The organism is Peptostreptococcaceae bacterium (genome assembly GCA_016649995.1).
Lineage (GTDB): Bacteria > Bacillota > Clostridia > Peptostreptococcales > BM714 > BM714.
In genome coordinates, this window is sequence record JAENWJ010000021.1 from 1 (window position 1) to 18,140 (window position 18,140).

General features: G+C 38.6%; 18 protein-coding genes. 11 read left to right on the forward strand and 7 right to left on the reverse strand.

The window, feature by feature from the left end:
* Positions 1 to 33: 33 nt before the first annotated feature.
* The 11 genes from JJE29_05290 to fabZ all read left to right on the forward strand — a co-directional run bounded on the left by JJE29_05290 (position 34) and on the right by fabZ (position 11,396).
* On the forward strand, positions 34 to 276 hold the full coding sequence (locus tag JJE29_05290; GenBank protein MBK5252029.1) for a hypothetical protein: 243 nt from the start codon (positions 34 to 36) through the stop codon (positions 274 to 276).
* A 26-nt stretch (positions 277 to 302) separates the two neighbouring features.
* The gene (locus JJE29_05295) at positions 303 to 2,027 is read left to right on the forward strand and encodes a sigma 54-interacting transcriptional regulator (protein ID MBK5252030.1); all 1,725 of its coding nucleotides are present in this window, start codon (positions 303 to 305) and stop codon (positions 2,025 to 2,027) included.
* A gap of 326 nt (positions 2,028 to 2,353) precedes the next feature.
* Positions 2,354 to 3,493 carry an acyl-CoA dehydrogenase gene (locus JJE29_05300; GenBank protein ID MBK5252031.1) on the forward strand — a complete coding sequence of 380 codons (1,140 nt, stop codon included), beginning with the start codon at positions 2,354 to 2,356 and terminating at the stop codon, positions 3,491 to 3,493.
* A 15-nt stretch (positions 3,494 to 3,508) separates the two neighbouring features.
* The gene (locus tag JJE29_05305) at positions 3,509 to 4,297 is read left to right on the forward strand and encodes an electron transfer flavoprotein subunit beta/FixA family protein (GenBank protein ID MBK5252032.1); all 789 of its coding nucleotides are present in this window, start codon (positions 3,509 to 3,511) and stop codon (positions 4,295 to 4,297) included.
* 12 nt (positions 4,298 to 4,309) lie between these two features.
* Positions 4,310 to 5,563 carry an electron transfer flavoprotein subunit alpha gene (locus tag JJE29_05310; GenBank protein MBK5252033.1) on the forward strand — a complete coding sequence of 418 codons (1,254 nt, stop codon included), beginning with the start codon at positions 4,310 to 4,312 and terminating at the stop codon, positions 5,561 to 5,563.
* A gap of 69 nt (positions 5,564 to 5,632) precedes the next feature.
* Positions 5,633 to 6,847: a thiolase family protein gene (locus tag JJE29_05315; protein MBK5252034.1), complete on the forward strand. Its 1,215-nt coding sequence runs from the start codon at positions 5,633 to 5,635 to the stop codon at positions 6,845 to 6,847.
* A gap of 25 nt (positions 6,848 to 6,872) precedes the next feature.
* Positions 6,873 to 7,751 carry a 3-hydroxyacyl-CoA dehydrogenase family protein gene (locus tag JJE29_05320; GenBank protein MBK5252035.1) on the forward strand — a complete coding sequence of 293 codons (879 nt, stop codon included), beginning with the start codon at positions 6,873 to 6,875 and terminating at the stop codon, positions 7,749 to 7,751.
* Between the two features lie 43 nt (positions 7,752 to 7,794).
* Complete coding sequence (locus JJE29_05325) at positions 7,795 to 9,018, forward strand: 2-hydroxyacyl-CoA dehydratase (GenBank protein MBK5252036.1); 1,224 nt, start codon at positions 7,795 to 7,797, stop codon at positions 9,016 to 9,018.
* A complete protein-coding gene (locus JJE29_05330; protein MBK5252037.1) occupies positions 9,018 to 10,157 on the forward strand; it encodes a 2-hydroxyacyl-CoA dehydratase in 1,140 nt (379 codons plus the stop codon). Before JJE29_05325 ends, JJE29_05330 begins: the two co-directional genes overlap by 1 nt.
* Before the next feature lies 1 nt (position 10,158).
* Positions 10,159 to 10,953 (forward strand): 2-hydroxyglutaryl-CoA dehydratase, encoded by a 795-nt coding sequence (locus JJE29_05335; GenBank protein MBK5252038.1) that lies wholly within the window; start codon positions 10,159 to 10,161, stop codon positions 10,951 to 10,953.
* A 2-nt stretch (positions 10,954 to 10,955) separates the two neighbouring features.
* Entirely contained in the window at positions 10,956 to 11,396 is a 441-nt protein-coding gene (gene fabZ, locus JJE29_05340) for a 3-hydroxyacyl-ACP dehydratase FabZ (protein MBK5252039.1), read from the forward strand.
* Between the two features lie 799 nt (positions 11,397 to 12,195).
* Here fabZ and JJE29_05345 read toward each other — a convergent pair.
* The 7 genes from JJE29_05345 to JJE29_05375 are packed head-to-tail and all read right to left on the reverse strand — an operon-like array spanning position 12,196 to position 18,140.
* The gene (locus tag JJE29_05345) at positions 12,196 to 12,390 is read right to left on the reverse strand and encodes a hypothetical protein (GenBank protein MBK5252040.1); all 195 of its coding nucleotides are present in this window, start codon (positions 12,388 to 12,390) and stop codon (positions 12,196 to 12,198) included.
* Between the two features lie 39 nt (positions 12,391 to 12,429).
* Entirely contained in the window at positions 12,430 to 12,843 is a 414-nt protein-coding gene (locus JJE29_05350; GenBank protein ID MBK5252041.1) for a MaoC family dehydratase, read from the reverse strand.
* Complete coding sequence (locus JJE29_05355; GenBank protein ID MBK5252042.1) at positions 12,840 to 13,622, reverse strand: enoyl-CoA hydratase/isomerase family protein; 783 nt, start codon at positions 13,620 to 13,622, stop codon at positions 12,840 to 12,842. The genes JJE29_05350 and JJE29_05355 overlap by 4 nt, the downstream gene beginning before the upstream one ends.
* Before the next feature lie 13 nt (positions 13,623 to 13,635).
* On the reverse strand, positions 13,636 to 14,958 hold the full coding sequence (locus tag JJE29_05360; GenBank protein ID MBK5252043.1) for an acetyl-CoA hydrolase/transferase family protein: 1,323 nt from the start codon (positions 14,956 to 14,958) through the stop codon (positions 13,636 to 13,638).
* Between the two features lie 4 nt (positions 14,959 to 14,962).
* Positions 14,963 to 15,754 (reverse strand): 2-hydroxyglutaryl-CoA dehydratase, encoded by a 792-nt coding sequence (locus JJE29_05365; GenBank protein ID MBK5252044.1) that lies wholly within the window; start codon positions 15,752 to 15,754, stop codon positions 14,963 to 14,965.
* A 12-nt stretch (positions 15,755 to 15,766) separates the two neighbouring features.
* The gene (locus JJE29_05370) at positions 15,767 to 16,909 is read right to left on the reverse strand and encodes a 2-hydroxyacyl-CoA dehydratase (protein ID MBK5252045.1); all 1,143 of its coding nucleotides are present in this window, start codon (positions 16,907 to 16,909) and stop codon (positions 15,767 to 15,769) included.
* Positions 16,884 to 18,140: a 2-hydroxyacyl-CoA dehydratase gene (locus JJE29_05375; GenBank protein ID MBK5252046.1), complete on the reverse strand. Its 1,257-nt coding sequence runs from the start codon at positions 18,138 to 18,140 to the stop codon at positions 16,884 to 16,886. The genes JJE29_05370 and JJE29_05375 overlap by 26 nt, the downstream gene beginning before the upstream one ends.

The following is an 18,140-nucleotide window of genomic DNA, read 5'->3' on the forward strand; positions in this document are numbered from 1 at the left end:
ATAAAAGACCGAGCAATTACAGAGGCAGCAATCATGAAACTCTTAGCGCTGCCAGTTATTACGGCTGTAGTAGTAATGTTTCTTCCTCTGTCAATACTGGCAAAAACCATGTGTGTTTTCAGTAGCGCGTTTCCAACGGCGGCTATAGTACCAATTTTGGCTGAGCAGGAAGGAAAGAATGTTGAATTTGCAAGTATGATTTTATTGCTTAGCACGGTACTTTCAATGGGGACAATACCTGTTATTGTTGAATTTACAAAGATAATCTTCAGATGATTTATTGAGAAAATAAAGGGGGAAAAATGATCGGTATAAAACAACAGGAAATATATGCAAAAATTATTGAAAATACACCTAATGGAATTATTGTAAGTAACAGCAATAATGAAATGGTGTTTATGAATGATGCAATGAAAAAAATATTAGATGAAGCCAAAATTACAACATCAGGCGATATATACAAAGCCTTGCCACAGCTTAAGAAAATAAAATTAAATAATAAATCGATACAGACTATTAAAATAGATAAAATGATTTGGCATTTATATGGACTGCAGCTAGAAGAGAATGAGAAGACTTTAAACGTATTTATTTTACTTGATATTTATCAAAGCTTTATTATTCAAAACGAGCTTGATGCTAATAGAAATATGGTCGATGAATTAAAGGAAATTTTAGAGGGATCGTATGATGGAATACTGGTAACCGATGGCGAAGGCAATGTTCTTCATGTAAATAAATCTTATGAGAGAGTAGCAGCCATAAAGGTAGATGATATTTTAGGACATAACATGAAAGATCTGATTAATCCTGTATGGATGCCTAATTCAGTAGCATTTGTTGTTATCGAAGGGAAAAAAGCGGTTTCAAAAAGACAAATTACTAAGGATGGCAGGAATATTATTGTGACTGGTGTTCCTATTTTTGATAAAGCAGGCAATGTTAAAAAAGTCGTCATAAATGCAAGAGATATTACTGAAATCTATCAGCTTAGAGAAGAGCTGTTAAAATCAAAAGAGCTGGAAAAAGCGTATATGAAAAACTATAGTGAATTTATTGAGCTTATCAAAAAAGGAGAAGAACAAATATTGGCTTCCAGCCAGGGGATGCAGGATGCACTTAAACTTGCAGAAAAGGTTTCCAATTTTAGTACTACTATTCTAGTGCTTGGGGAATCCGGGGTTGGTAAGGAGGAAATTGCAAAATTTATTCATAGAAGCAGTCTCAGAAAAAATGAACCATGTATTACAATTAATTGCGGTGCAATCCCTTCAAATCTTTTAGAGTCAGAGCTTTTTGGGTATGAAAAAGGGGCATTTACCGGTGCATCAGCAGGAGGCAAGGCGGGACTGCTTGAAATTGCCGATGGCGGCACAGTGTTTTTAGATGAAATTGGAGAGACTCCTGCAGACTTTCAGGTAAAACTGCTTAGGGTTTTAGAAACCAAGGAAATTAGAAGAGTTGGCAGTACATTATCTAAGGTTATCGATGTGAGAATTATTGCTGCTACAAATAAAAACCTGGAGGAAATGATTGTTGATGGAAGTTTTAGAGAAGACTTGTTTTATAGATTGAATGTAGTCCAGATAAAAGTTCCGCCGCTTAGAGAGAGAGTAGAGGATATACTCCCTTTAAGCATGTATTTCCTGGCACAATATAACCAAAAGTACCAACAAAACAAAAGACTCACTTATGATGTTATGAAAGATCTTGAAGCATTTAACTGGCCTGGGAATGTTAGGCAACTAAAAAATGTCATAGAAAATATGACGGTAATAAGCAATAATGAATATCTGCAGGTTGAGGATTTGCCTTGGCATACGAAATCAGGTAAATCAGTTTCAAAGACGGAAGTGAACCAGGAAAACGTTGGAAAGGAACTTTCACTAAGTGAAGCACTTGATGAACTCGAAAAATCAATACTGGAGCGAGCAAAAGAAAAATATAAAAACACACGAACTATGGCGGAGCACTTGAAACTGGATCAATCTACCGTAGTCAGAAAAATGAATAAGCATGGGATATGAGAAGTTGAAATATAAACGAATTTGAAAAAGAAGGTTGTTCCAAAATGGTGAATAAAACCAGAATGGGTCGCCTTCTTTTTTGATGCATTTTTGCACTTGCTGTTAAAGGGAAGGATGTTTAAAGTGAAGTTCTGCATCAAAGATAGAAAACTGACAGGTATTGATAAATACATAAAAACATTTAAGCGTTTGAAGATTGAAATGACTGGCTTTCGGAAAAAATATTTGCCAAAGAATGGTTTTGGCATGAAACTTGTATTGTATATAAATATAGTATGAGAAATCATATCTCGAAGGAACTGGAATTATAGCCAAGGGAGGAAATAATGGATTTTAATTTAACAAAAGAACAAGAGATGATTCAAAAGATGATGAGGAAATTTTCCGAAACAGAAGTTGCACCAATAGCGGAGGAATTAGATGTAGAAGCTAAATTCCCATTTTCATCAGTGGAGAAACTAGGAAAGCTAGGGGTAATGGGTATGCCGTTTCCTGCAGAATACGGTGGAGCAGGCGCGGATTATATAGCATATATTATAGCCATTGAAGAATTATCAAAGGTATGTGGATCTCATGGAGTAATTGTACAGACCCATAATGCACTTTGCTGCTGGCCAATTTTTACCTATGGCACGGAAGAACAAAAGAGAAAGTATCTGCCAGACCTGCTATCTGGAAAGAAATTAGGGGCATTTGGTTTAACCGAGCCAAACGCTGGAACGGATGCTGCAATGCAGCAGACAAAAGCAGTGGATATGGGAGACCATTGGGTAATTAATGGATCGAAAATATTTATTTCCGGAGGGGGAATTGCAGAAGTATATGTGGTAATGGCAATGACCGACAAATCAAAGGGAACCAAGGGAATCAGCGCATTCATTATAGAGTCAAATATGAAAGGTTTTTCTATCGGGAAAAAAGAAAATAAAATGGGAATCAGGGGCTCAATAGCGGCAGAACTGGTATTTGAAGATTGTATCGTACCAAAAGAAAATTTGCTTGGAGATTTGGGAAAAGGTTTTAAAGTCGCAATGACATCATTAGATGTTGGCAGACTTGGAATCGCAGCACAGGCGCTTGGAATAGCCCAAGGAGCATTTGACCAAACTGTACAATATATGAAGGGGAGAAAGCAATTCGGGAAAAGTCTGGATAAATTCCAGGCACTGGCATTTGAGATGGCAGAGATGAGAACACGAATAGACATGTCAAGATTAATGTTGTATAAAGCGTGCGACAGAAGACAAAGAGGCTTGCCAAGTTCAGTAGAAGCAGCACAGACTAAATTAGCATGTTCGGAAACAGCTATGTATGTAACAACTAAGGCAGTGCAATTCCATGGAGGATACGGATATATAAAAGATTATCCTGTTGAAAGAATGATGAGAGATGCCAAGATCACAGAAATTTACGAAGGAACATCAGAAGTGATGAAAATGGTAATCTCTGGAGATATATTTAAATAAGGAGGAAGGATAATAATGAAGATAATCGTATGCGTAAAGCAAGTTCCAGATACAAATGAAGTAAGAATAGATCCAATAAAAGGAACGTTAATAAGAGACGGTGTGCCAAGCATATTAAATCATGACGATGCAAACGCACTGGAAGAGGCACTTAAGATAAAAGAGGCATATCCGGAAACACATATAACAGTACTAACAATGGGACCTCCACAAGCTCAAGATATGCTTCGAGAATGTATGGCTATGGGTGCCGATGATGCAGTGCTTCTGTCAGATAGGGCATTAGGTGGTTCAGACACATGGGCAACGTCAAATGCATTGGCAGCTGGTATAGCTAAGATAGGTGAATTTGATATCATCTTCGCAGGAAGACAGGCAATAGACGGTGATACAGCGCAAGTAGGACCACAATTGGCAGAAAAATTAGGGATACCTCAAGTCACTTACGTTAAAGAATTCAGTATAAAAGGAAATGAGATAATTGTAAAAAGAGCCTTAGAAAATGGCTATGAAATGATACAGTTAAGAACTCCATGTCTGTTAACAACAATAAAAGAGCTTAACAATCCAAGGTATATGTCAGTCGCTGGCGTATACAAAGCATGTAATACAAAAGTAGTTGTATGGAACGCAGAAGATATTAAGGTGGATCAAACAAAAGTGGGGCTCGAAGCATCACCGACAAATGTATATAAATCATTTACACCAAAGCCAAAGGGAAAAGGGATAACAATAACAGGAGATTCCCCGAAAACAGTGGTAGAAAATTTGATGCACGCTTTAACAGCAAAGCACATAGTATAGGAGGCGGAATAAATGGCAATAAATGTTATCAAAAGCAAATGTAAGGGGTGCAATCTATGTGTAAAAGCCTGCCCGTTCAATGCAATAGATTTAATTGATAAAATTGCAGTAATTAACGCAAGCTGCACCGTATGCAACCAATGCATACCAGTTTGCCCGTTTAATGCAATAGAAAAAGACGAAAAAGAAGAAAAGAAAGTAGATTTATCAGAATACAAGGATGTATGGATTTTCGCTGAACAGAGAGGCGGAAAATTCATGGAAGTTGCCTTGGAATTACTAGGGGAAGGACATAAATTATCAAGAGAAATCGGACCGGATTGTAAAATTTGTGCTGTTCTAGTTGGCAGTGATGTTGAATTGATGGTCGATGACCTTTATGCATATGGAGCAGATAAAGTATATGTAATAGATAACCCATTGTTAAAGAATTATACAACAGATGGTTATACAAAGGTAATGACTGAAGCAATTATAAAGTACAAACCCGAAATTGTGCTCTTTGGAGCAACTCATATAGGTAGAGATCTTGCCCCAAGAATTGCGGCAAGATTGAATACTGGACTAACTGCGGATTGTACAAGGCTGGATATCAGCACAGCAAATTATGTGGATTACCTGCAGACAAACACAACAGCTGACACCTCAAATTTAGATAAGAATTCTGATGATACGAATCTTAAGCAAACAAGACCTGCATTTGGTGGAAACCTGATGGCAACGATAGTATGTACGAAGAAGAGACCCCAAATGTCTACGGTAAGACCAGGTGTAATGGATAAGAGAGAGAAAAACACCAGACTTAAAGGGGAAAAGATTGCAGTTAACTGCATCATTGAAGAAAGTGACATTAGAACAAATGTAATGGAAATTGTAGAGGCTGTAAAAGAATTAGTGTCCTTAGGAGATGCGGAAATTATTGTATCTGGAGGAAGAGGACTAGGTAATCCATCAGGGTTTGAATTAATAACGAACTTCGCTGAAAAAGTGGGTGGTGTAGTAGGTGCCTCTCGTGCAGCTGTAGATTCTGGTTGGATAGACCACTCACATCAGGTTGGTCAGACGGGAACAACCGTAAAGCCGAGAATATATTTTGCGTGCGGCATTTCAGGAGCAATCCAGCATGTGTGCGGTATGCAAAATTCAGACATAATTATTGCTATTAACAAGGATATAGAAGCGCCAATGATGCAGCTTGCTGACTATGCAATCTGTGGCGATTTATTCAAAGTAATACCCGAAATTATTGAGCAGTGGGAAAAGTAAGAGAAAATGGCAAGTAAACCCGCAATGTCAGTATCGCGGGTTTTGAATTGTAAAAGCGGAGGGGAAAATATGAAATCATGTGTAATAACAGCCGCAGCCAGAACAGCTGTAGGTGGATATCTTGGAAGTCTAAAAACAGTAGAAGCCCAAGATTTGGGAGCCGCAGTTTTAGTGGAAGCAGCTAAAAGATCAAATATTGAATTAGACCAGATTGATCAGGTAATTATGGGTGACGTTTACGGATACACACCAAATGTCGCAAGATGTGCATCCTTACTTGCCGGAATTCCTGAAAGTACACCAGCATACGTAGTGGATCGACAGTGCGCATCGTCACTTCAGGCTGTAGCAAGCGCCTGCTATGAAATTGCAGCCGATGAAGCGGATGTTGTTTTAGCAGGCGGAGTGGAGGTCATGTCCAGACTAACCTATTACCTTCCACCAGAAACAAGATTTGAGCCAATGAGACTGGGAGATAAGCAACTATATGATACATTCACCCATGGCGTAACAATTGTGCAGCCGCAGTCTATGTATCCTGGTATGAATATGGGATTAACAGCTGAAAATGTTGCTGAGAAATATGGAATTACTAGAGAAGAACAGGATTTGTTTGCAGTGGATAGCATTGAAAAAATGAAAGCAGCTATGACTGAAGGAAAATTCAAGGATGAAATTCTTCCATATGAAGTGAAATTAAGAAAGAGTACCTTTACATTTGATACAGACGAACATATTAATATGAAAACAGACTATGAAACACTAAGCAAATTAAGACCTGTATTCAGAACCGATGGGAAAGGTAGTGTAACTGCAGGAAATTCATCGGGTATGAATGACGGAGCATCAGCTGTCGTTGTCATGTCTGAAGAAAAAGCAAAGGAACTGGGGCAAAAACCTTTGGTTAGAATAGTAAGTATAGCGAGTGCTGGAGTGAACCCTGCGCTTATGGGAATCGGACCGGTACCAGCCATTAAAAAGGCTTTGGAAAAAGCAAAGCTAACCCTGAAAGATATTGATTTAATAGAATTAAATGAAGCATTTGCAGCACAAAGTTTAGGTGTTTTAAAAGAATTGGGTATGGATATGGGAACTGAAATGTATAAGCGAGTAAATGTTAATGGTGGTGCCATTGCACATGGTCATGCGCTTGCCAATAGTGGAACAAGGTTGATTACGACTCTTATTTATGAAATGAAACGACGTGATGCTAGATATGGCTTAATATCCTTATGTATCGGAGGAGGCCAAGGAATGGCTTTGATTATAGAAAACATAAAATAAGAGAGTAGTGAAAGGGGCGGAAATAATGGAAATCAAAAAAGTTGGCGTTATAGGTGCTGGGATGATGGGAGCGGAAATTGCGCTTTGCTTTGCCAGAGCAGGTATAGAAACAATTTTAGGCGATATTTCTAAAGAAATAGCCGATAAAGGGAAAGAAAAACAATTAATGATTTTGGACAAGAGCATAAAAAAAGGAAAGCTTGACCCTTCTAAAAAGAATGAAATCCTTTCAAAGGTTCAAACCACTGGGGACCTTAAGGATATGGCTGATTGTGACTTTATAGTTGAAGCAGTACTTGAGGTATTTGAAATAAAAAGCAAGATTTATAAACAGCTGGATGAAATATGTAAACCAGAAACAATCATTGCAAGCAATACGTCTAGTATCTCCATTACTAAGCTTGCATCAGGTGTCAGCAAGGAACGAGCGAAGAATTTTATTGGGACGCATTTTAATTCACCAGCAAGTGTTATGAAGCTTGTTGAGGTTATTCCTGCCTTGTTGACAAGTGAAGAGTGTATTGAAAATACAATGGCTCTATTGGAAACAATTGAAAAGGAAGCTGTAAAATGTAAAGATGTTGTCGGTTTTGGTTTGAACAGACTTTTCCATGCGTTTTATATTGAAGCATGCCGCCTTGTGGAAGAAGGGGTTTGCTCTGTTGAGGATGTTGATAAAATCTGTCTTTATGGATTAGGGCACCCTATGGGAATATTTAAACTACTCGATCTGACAGGGCATGATTTAAACATGAAGGTGGATGAAATATTATTTGAAGCATACGGTGAGAGATTTAGGCCAAGTCCGGTTATCCAAAGACTGGTAGACTCTGAAATGCTGGGCAGGAAATCCAACATAGGGTTTTATGATTATAATCAAGATAAGCCAAAACCAAGCTTTTAGGATAAACTGATAAATCAGCTAAGAACAGGAGAAAGAGGCACTCATGGAAAAAACAGTAACTTCAAAGCAAATGCTTGGGGAATTATTAGAAAAACATTACAAAACTGCAATAGATGCCAAAGCAGAGGGTAAACTGGTAGCTTGGGCAACTTCAATTTGTCCGCAGGAATTACTTGAAACGATGGGGATAGACGTGGTGTATCCCGAGAATCATGCAGCGGCTATTGGAGCAAGAAAAGATGCCATGCGTTTTATTCAGCAGGCAGAAGGGAAGGGCTATTCCAATGATATTTGCTCTTATGCAAGAGTAAATATGGGATATGTAGACTTAAAATTTTCTGAAGCCGAAAATATTCCAATGCCTGATTTAATATTCTGCTGTAGTAATATCTGCAATACAGCAATTAAATGGTATGAAAATTTAGCCAAGGTATTAAATATTCCTATAATCATGTTTGATATGCCGTTTAATCATACATTTGATGTTCCAGAGCATAGTATAAAATATATGGCAGGCCAAATTAAGCATGCCATTAAACAGCTTGAGGAGATCACAGGAAGAGAATTTGATTATGACAGATTCAAGGAAGTAATGGAAATTTCAGCAGACACAGCAAGATGGTGGAAAAAGGCAACTGACTTAAATAAAAACCATCCTTCTCCTTTAAATGGATTTGACATGTTTAACTACATGGCGATAATCGTATGTAACAGGGGAAAGATAGAGGGAAGAGATTTATTTAAACTATGGCACGACGAGCTCGCTGCAAAGGTGGAAGCTGGAATTGGCCCATGGAAAGATCAGGAAGAAAAATACCGAATCATGTGGGATGGAATCGCGTGTTGGCCGCATCTGGGTGACACCTATAAAGTGCTGAAAAAACATGGCGTAAACATGGTAACTTCAACATATCCGGAGTCGTGGACTGTAATATATGATACAGGGGACATTGAGGGTATGGCGAAAGCCTATGCCTCAAATTACGCAAACCGCAATCTGGATTACGGCACGAAAAATGTTGCAAGGCTGGTCAAAGAATTTGACTTAGATGGCATTCTTTATCACTCAAACAGAAGCTGCAAGCTAATGGACTTTAGACAGTATGAAGTACAGCGAAGGGTCGAAGCCATGACAGGAATTCCATCAGTTGTTTTTGACGGAGACCAGACGGACCCAAGAGTTTTCACGTTATCACAATATGAAACAAGAGTACAGGCCTTAATTGAGATGATGGAAAAAAACAAAGAATTAAGGAGGAACGGTTAATGAATGATCTAAAGTCACTGCTTGATGAATTAGTTGAAGCAGGTTCAAACCCTAAAAAAACCGTTCTGAAATCAATGCAGGACACGAAAAAAGAGGCTGTTGGATGTTTTCCGATATATACACCTGAAGAAATTATTTATGCAGCAGGATACCTTCCAGTTGGAATGTGGGGAGGCCCTACAGATTTAAAACTTGCAGATAAATATCTTCAGGGATTTTGCTGCTCAATAATGAGATCAAATATTGAATATGGAATGAAGGGAACTTACAGCTTTTTAAAAGCAGTTGCTATTTCAACCTTCTGTGATACCTTAAAATGCATATGCGAAAACTGGAAGGTGGCAGTACCTGAAATCCCACTAATCCCGGTTGTTTATCCACAAAATAGGATGATTGAAGCAGGAAAAGAGTATTTGAATGAAGAGTTTAAAAGAGTTGCCAAAGAGTTAGAGAAGCTTTCGGGTAAGTTAATAACAGAGGATGCGATAAATGAATCCTTTGAAATTTATGAAGACTTCCGAGCAGCAATGAGAGAATTTACAGTTGCAGTGTCGACGCATTTAAATACAATAGATGCAAAAACCAGACACCTGGTTATTAAGGCCAGCTTTTTTATGGATAAAAAAACATACACGCTTAAAATCAAGGAAATTACAAAAGAACTAAATGCATTGCCAAAGGAAGATTTTAATGGCATAAAGGTAATCGCAACGGGTTTAATTGCAGAACCGACAGCATTACTGGATATATTAGTGGAAAATAATATTGGAATCATTGACGATGATCTTTCGCAGGAATCAAGGGGTTTTAGAGTAGCCGCCAGAAAAGAAGGTACTGTATATGAAAGAATGGTCAGCAGAATTGTAGACCAAAGAGGCTGTACATTCCTGTTTGAAGAGGCAAAAACCAGAGGCGCTATGCTGATTGACATGGTAAACAAGCATCAGGCTGATGCAGTGCTTGTAATAATGATGAAATTTTGTGATCCGGAAGAATTTGACTATCCGATTTATAAAGAAGAAATAGAAAATAATGGAATCCCAATTCTTTATGTTGAAACGGAGCAGCAAATGGATTCGGCAGAGCAGATTAGAACAAGAATACAAAGCTTCGCAGAGATGTTGACGGTGGAGGTATAGAATGTTTTTAGGTATAGATATAGGATCATCATCTTCAAAGGTGGCGATATTAGATAATGATAAAAAGCTGGTCGCAAAAGCTGTGGTAAACAAGGGAACGGGAACTTCCGGGGTATATGAGGCGTTGGAAATGGCTTTTAGTGACGCTGGTATTACTCAGGAAGATGTTCTGTATACTATTGTAACAGGATATGGAAGAATTACCTATAAAAACGCAGATAAGCAAATCACGGAAATAAGCTGCCATGCAAGAGGAGCCACCTATTTGATGGAGGATGTAGTAACAATAATTGATATTGGCGGTCAAGATGCAAAGGTAATCAGGCTAAATAAAAACGGCACAGTTGCAAATTTCGTGATGAATGAAAAATGTGCAGCAGGAACAGGAAGATTCTTAGAGGTCATGGCAAGAGTTCTTGGATGTCAGATCGGAGAGCTTTCTTCTCTGGCTAAAAAGGCAGATGGGGAGGTTTCAATAAGCAGCGTCTGTACAGTATTTGCAGAAAGTGAAGTTATTTCTCATCTTGCAATGGGTGAATCTATTGAAAATGTAGCAAAAGGAGCACATGTTGCAATTGCAAAAAGAGTATATGGCATGTGTAATAGAGTTGGATACGCACCTAAAGTTATAATGACTGGAGGAGTAGCACTTAATGGAAGCATATTGGAAGCGCTTGGCAAAGAACTTGGAGAGGAAGTAATACGAGCTCCATATCCACAGATGGTTGGTGCAATTGGTGCGGCAGTATTCGCTTATGAAAACTGGAATAAAAAAACAAAGAAGGGTCAGGAATAAAAATGGAAAAAATACTTTATAATAAGGATCAAATCAAAGGAATAATACCACATAGAGAGCCAATTCTTTTAGTTGATGAGGTGTTGGAAATGGAGTTTGGAAAAAGTATTAAAACCAGGCTTTTTGTTTCTCCGGATTTTGAGTTTTTCAAAGGACATTTCCCTGGGGCACCAGTTATGCCTGGCGTTTTAACTGTTGAAGCGATGGCACAAACAGCTGATATTTTACTGCTTTTATTTGAAAAATTCAAGGGGAAGATACCATACTTCATTGGAATTGACGGCGTGAAGTTTAAAAAGAAAATTGAACCGGGCGATACAATTACGATTGAAGCTACAATAAATAAAGAAATAGTAGAGAAAGCAATAGTTGTTTGTGACGCAATAGTATATAACAAGGGCGAAATAGCAACTGTTGGACAAGTTGTTTTAGCAATGAGGTAGGAAGGGTAAAAATATGAATTGAAAAATGTAAAGATTTGGCAGGGATTTAATATAGGAGATGCCGCTTATGCACAGCCTGAGTATGAAGGGTCATTTGTTAACAGTTCATGCTTCTCCGGAGCTAAAAACAGGAAGTGCATTCAAGAAGGAAGAGGTTTGTTTACACCAATGTCTTTTTCCTCTGAGCCTAAATCAACAAGAGAAGGGTACTTACTGACATCCCGCTTTTCTGGCACTCTGCAGCCAGATCTCGCCAATTTTCATATTTCATAATATTTTACCTCAAAATTAAATTCTTGGTAATATTATTTCATATACGTCAATCTCTTGCAATGCGTCCCCGCGTTGAGCACTTACCAAGAACCTATCTCAAATGTCTTTTGTTCAGCAATCCCTATTTATACAAAATTTTACGAAGTCTATTGATTGCAAGTATTGAGGGGCTTGCAGGATTTCCAGAAGGGAACACCACTACCTTCCCTAAGAGAGAAATCCAAAGGTGCATCATTCATTAACTCCAATCCTCCTCGAATTCTTTTATTCTTATTACTATTTTGTTATCTCGTATCTTCTGAACCTAAAATGGCTATACCCCTCTAATTATATGGGATATAGCCATTTTAGGTTCAGAAGATACGTAATAATTTGGAATCCTGAGGATACTTTATGTTTGAAGGCGTGCAGCTAGCGTCCAGTATCAATGTACCTTTATTATTCTCACATCATCCGCTTGGCTTTATAAAAAACCGATGCATGAGGATTTAAGGTTATCGAGATTATTATCACAGTTGTCATCGTCTTAATCACTATTAATTGATTCTGCAGTTCTCTTCGGATTTATGATATATTCATTGGCTTCAGCTATGATTTCTGGTGATAATCTTTTCCTGAAAGCAACCAGTACACTTGCTTCAAATGGTTCTTCCTCCTGATATCCGGGAAGATTAATCGGCTGGTTAAAATCGCTAAGCTTCAACAAAGTCAGCAAAATCAACAGGTTCGCCGTTAATCAGTAGACACTGTATAGATTTTTTTAAAGAGGAGGCATAACATTTGCCTCGCCGTCCACCACAAGCAGACCATCTTGATTTTCACATATGGTTTTTAATTTCACTCTGTTTTTTTCTTTGTCGATTTCTATAACTTCAACTGTTGCCGTTATCGTATCACCGAAATATACAGGAGCTAAAAATTTTACATTTTGTGCAACGTAAATCGTGCCCGAACCCGGCAGATGCACACCAATCACTGCTGAAATCAGTCCAGACAGCAACGCGCCATGGACAATTCTATGCTTAAATCGGGTGCTTTGAGCATATATTGCATTAAGATGAGCAGGATTGATATCGCCGGTTATTCCTGCAAATAAGTAAACATCCGACTCGGATATGGTTTTGGTAAAGGATGCTTTTTGATTAAGCTCCAAGTTGCTTATCGTGTAACTCATAGATTGCCTCCCTCTTGCTTGTAATTAGGCTTACGCTTTTCAACAAAAGCTGCCATGCCTTCTTTTTGATCTTTTGTGGTGAAGCAAAGTGCGAACAATTCCTTTTCAACATTAATGGCGGTATGTAAATCGAGGTCTTGTCCTGTCAATATTGCTTCTTTGCTGTATCTGACCGCACTTAGGCTATTTTTCAATATTTTTGCAGCGATTCGGTTCGTTTCTTCCTCCAATTCTTCCGGCGGCACCACGGAATTAACAAGGCCGATCGCCTTTGCTTCTTCCGCGTTGATGATATCACCTGTGAATATTAATTCTCTTGCTTTTCCCTGTCCCACCAGTCTGGCAAGACGCTGCGTACCACCGCCTCCGGGCAAGATGCCTAGAGTCACCTCCGGTAAGCCGAATTTTGCCGCTTCTGATGCAACTCTGATATCGCATGCAAGGGCTACCTCACAGCCGCCCCCCAGAGCAAACCCATTTACTTGAGCGATGAAAACTTTGTTCATTTCCTCCATGCGGCGATATAAGTTGGTAGTGAATCTTGCGTAATTCGCGGCTTCCTGAGGATTCATTTCTTTCATATAAGGAATATCTGCGCCTGCAATAAAGGCTTTGCCCTTGCCTGTCAATATAACAACACCTATTTCATCATCGAGTTCCAAATTGGAAAGAACTTCGCTAAATTCACGCAACCATGAAGGGGTTAATGCATTAAGCTTTTCCGGATCATTAAAAGTAACCTTGCATATTTTTCTGTTTTTTTCTACAATGATTTTCATATATTGCTCCAATCTATAGCCTCATGCCATTTTCAACACCTGCTTCTTTAAGATATTTATCGAAGTCTATTTTAAGTTGCTCCTGGAAGTCTGGATGTGAAATCCCAATCAACAAATTGGCTCTTTCTCTAATATTTTTCCCGAACAAGTTTGCCACGCCGTATTCTGTGACAACATAATACACATCCTGCCGGGTAGTGGTTACAGGTGTTCCTAGTTTTAGCGTTGCAACTATTCGAGAAACTGTTCCTCCTTTGGCGGTCGAAGGAAGTGCTATTACGGGTTTGCCATTACTTGACAGCAATGCCCCACGCAAGAAATCAAGTTGTCCACCAACACCGCTAAATGTCTTGCTTCCAATAGAGTCAGCAACTACTTGGCCCATAAGGTCTACTTCAATTGCAGAATTAATTGCAATCATGTTATCATTCTTTGCAATAATAGAGACGTCATTTGTATAATCAACCGGTTTTAAACAAATCAAATTGTTATTATCAACATAATTGTAAAGTTCTTTGCTACCTTGAATAAAAGTTGAGATGATTTTTCTATTGTTAATGGTTTTCTTTGCCCCATTTACAATTCCAGCTTCAATCAAAGGAATAAGGTTATCAGAGAATACTTCGGTATGTATTCCCAAATCTTTCTTATCAGATAAGTATTTTAGAATAGCATTTGGAATATTTCCTTGACCCATTTGTAGAGTGTCTCCATCGTTGATTAATGTTGAAATGTTGTAACCGATTTTTTCTGCTATAGGATCATTGCTACTAATAGATGGAATAGTATATAAATCCTCATCAAACTCTACAAAGTAGTCAATCTCTGAGATGTGGATTAAAGTGTCACCACAAACATGAGGAACATTATGGTTAACTTGTGCGATTGAGACCCTAGACTTTTCACAAATAAGCCTTGTTTGATCGCATGATATGCCCGTATTGACATAACCATCAACATCTGGGGGGGTGCATTGTATCATTGCAACATCGCAGGGAATACTACCTTGCCTGATAGCTCTTGGCAAAGCATAGAAGTGGAGTGGTGTAAACTCCCCTCGGCCATCCTGTATAGCTTTTCTATTATTTTTCCCGACGAAGATTGAATCAACGGTGATCCAATTTTTATATTCTGGAAGAGCGTAAGGCGCATCTCCGACGTTCAACCCTTGATGAATCGTAAGATTCTTCAAATCACTCCGTTCAAGTAGTTTATAGATAATATGTTTTGGTTCGCCTGCAGCATGCATAGGGAATATGTGATCACCTGATGTTATATGGCTTACCGCTTCTTCTGCAGTAACAATTTTACTTGCATAAATTTCTTCCCAATTCATTTTATTACTCCTTATTTTTTAAATTGTTAATATATTTTTCTCTGGCTAATACGGCGGCTCCTAATGCACCTATAGTTTGTGGTGATTCAGGAACAATTATAGGTATGCCTATTTCTTCTTCAAGTGTCTTAACCATGTTATGGTTTAAAGCTACGCCACCAGTCATTATTACATCAGGAACAAGTCCTATCCGATTACATAACCCGGCTATTCGTTTGGCAACCGATTGGTTGACACCTTTTGCTACCGCCTGCCTTGAAGCTCCGGTTGCAAGTTGAGAAATAACTTCTGATTCGGCGAATACTGTGCAAACACTGCTAATGTTAACAGAGTCATTACCTTGCTCTGCAAGATTTGATAGTTCATTGATGCCACAATTTAGAACCCTAGCCATAACTTCAAAGAATCTTCCAGTACCTGCAGCACACTTTTCATTCATTTGAAAGTTTTCAACCTGACCGCTAGAATTTAACCTGATTGCCTTTGCATCTTGCCCACCTATATCAATAATGCTTCGGGCTTTTGGATATAAATATGATACACCTTTAGCGTGACAAGTAATCTCGGTGATTTGCATATTTGCGCCTATGTATGTCATTCGGCCGTAGCCAGTAACGATAGTATACTTGAATGCCATCATCTGCAAATTAGTCACTTCGAAAATCTGGTCAAGTACTAATTCTACGCCCTTCGTTCCCGTGCCTATATTTACTACTTCTTGAGCAAGAATATTCCCTTCCATATCTAAAATTACGGCTTTGGATGAAGATGAGCCAATGTCAATTCCTAAAAACATGTTACCTCTCTTTCATTTGATCTTATTCATTATCATTTCGGTAAAACTTTGTATTCTGGTTCTAAGCTGTGCCACAGAGTCCATCTGCTGCTCAATTTCTAGATATAGAATCTTGATGCCATCTTTATCAAGTTCATTTTTATAAACTGGATAGTCGAATTCTTCTGGGTCACAGAATTTGAACATGCATACGACAACTGCATCGGCATTATACTTTTCAACCAAGGTTTTAAGCATAGTTCCTCTTGATTTGTTTTCCTCATAGAAGAAAGGACAACCTCGGAGATCAATAATACGATACGCCATCTTTTCGATTGCCGTTCCTTCCGATCTCGCGTGTGTTCTAAATTGTCTTGATTCATGAGCTAGATCATCTGCTATAAAGGTATATCCATTTTCAGTAAATAAATCAAGGAACTGCTCCGGTTCAGCCATAAGGCCAGTAATAACGACTTTTGGACCGTGCACTTTTTCTTGTGGCATTTCTTTGATTAATTCCATAAGATGGCATAAACGTTTAGTATAAACTGCTTTGTCATTGAAGTTGGAAGCTTTAATAATCATATGCCTTATTTTTGGATTCAGTGTCTTCGGATAATAATTAACAAGTTCCACAAATTCTCTCATTGCTGCCCTGTATTTTTCGTACGTTAGAAAGCTATTTTCAATGTCAGCTTCAGAGATTTTTTTGCTCAAAAGGTTTTCTAGATTGTATTGAAAGTTTCTGAACTGCGAAATCAGAAACTGAGCACTATATTCGCTGGTCCTGTTCTGTGGATATACAAAGGGTATAACTTTGACCTGTGGTACTGCCACTGGCCAATTTGCCAGTATTGCTTTCATAGTATCGCAAAAGGTGGGAATAATAATTCCATCAAGGAAATCGTATGTACCAGCCATTCCCTGTTCCATATTTGCTCGCATGATGGAACAACAAAAACTTTGGATATAAGCATTCACCTTCGACCCTTGTGTCTGCCCCCCCCACATGCCTACGGGTAACACGCCTGCTGCATAAATGATTTCCTCTGGAACATAGATAGGGAAACAACCAAAGGCTTTTTTCCCTGTTGAGGCCATAACATTGGTAACGGTTTGTTTTGGGTTTCTTGCCTCTTTAAGAAATTGATTAATAAGAAGTTCTACTTGATTCATCAAATTCTCTCTCCTTTCTTTTTTTGTTTTCAGCCATCATTTCGACTAGGGCTTGTACTCTAGTTTCGTACTGAGCTTCTGAGAAAATATTCGGGTCTGTTTGATCACCATCAAATATTACTGAAGGAATCCCTAATTCACGCGTCAATCTACGCTGTATCTCAAATTGTTTGAAATCCATGCCTTTACAGCTTCTATTTGAGTGAAAGAGTACCCCATCGATTTGAAATGTAGTTGCTAGGTTTAGCAGTCTGTCTGCGGCATAGTCAATGTTTCTTTGCGTATATATAGAATCATAGGCTCTGGCCATGTCGCGCAAATCCCCTGGTTCATAAAGAATAGTCCAAGATTCGGGATAAGTGGAGGTTACCATATTAACTCCATTTTTTTTGAGAATCTTGTAGGTGGGTCCCAAGTATGGCCAGCAGGCAATACCATCCCATATAATTCGGTACTTTTCTTCTGCACCATCCTTCCATGGGCCTATGCTACCATCTGCTTTTTCTTTAAGTTCCTCATACCATAACTTAAATAGTTGAGTGCCAGCTTTTCTTCCACGAAGGCATACTATAGTAGCCATATAGTTAAACATATCGAATCCGTTTAATGGGGAAGGAACATTGACTGCAAGATCTGTAGCTTTTTTCCACCATGTAGCGGTTTCGTTCGATATTTCCATAACGTCCTTAAGCCGATCATAATCCATTTTTCTACCAGTAAAATCTTCAAGCTTTGCAATAGCATCTTTAAGCTGACCCTCCACAAAAATTACGTTATCCTCGGTCACCTCATAACTGGGATTAAAAGGTGCATCAATCATTATTAATGGGATATTGAATTTCTTCGCAATATTTTCATACCATTTGATTACAGTGCAACAGATGTTGCTACAGCAATAAATCAAATCTGGCATGGGAATGTTTTCGGCCTCAGAAAATTGAAGATTAGCATAGCCCATATTTACACGTGCGTAGGAGCAAATATCCACAGAGTAGCCGTCAGTTTCAGCACTTGAAATAAATTGTGGAGCATCTTTCCTGGCACCTACGGCAGCCGCGTGGTTTTCCGGGTATACTACAGTTAAATCCATGGCTTCAAGCAGTTCTTGCGGAGCAATAGAGGTAGACCAAACTACGGGTTTGCCTTCTGCCTTTGCCGTGATGGCCTCGGCATAGTGGGCCTGAAGCAGTTGGCTTAATAGTTCCTTTGAGGTAAGTTTTGTTTCTGACAT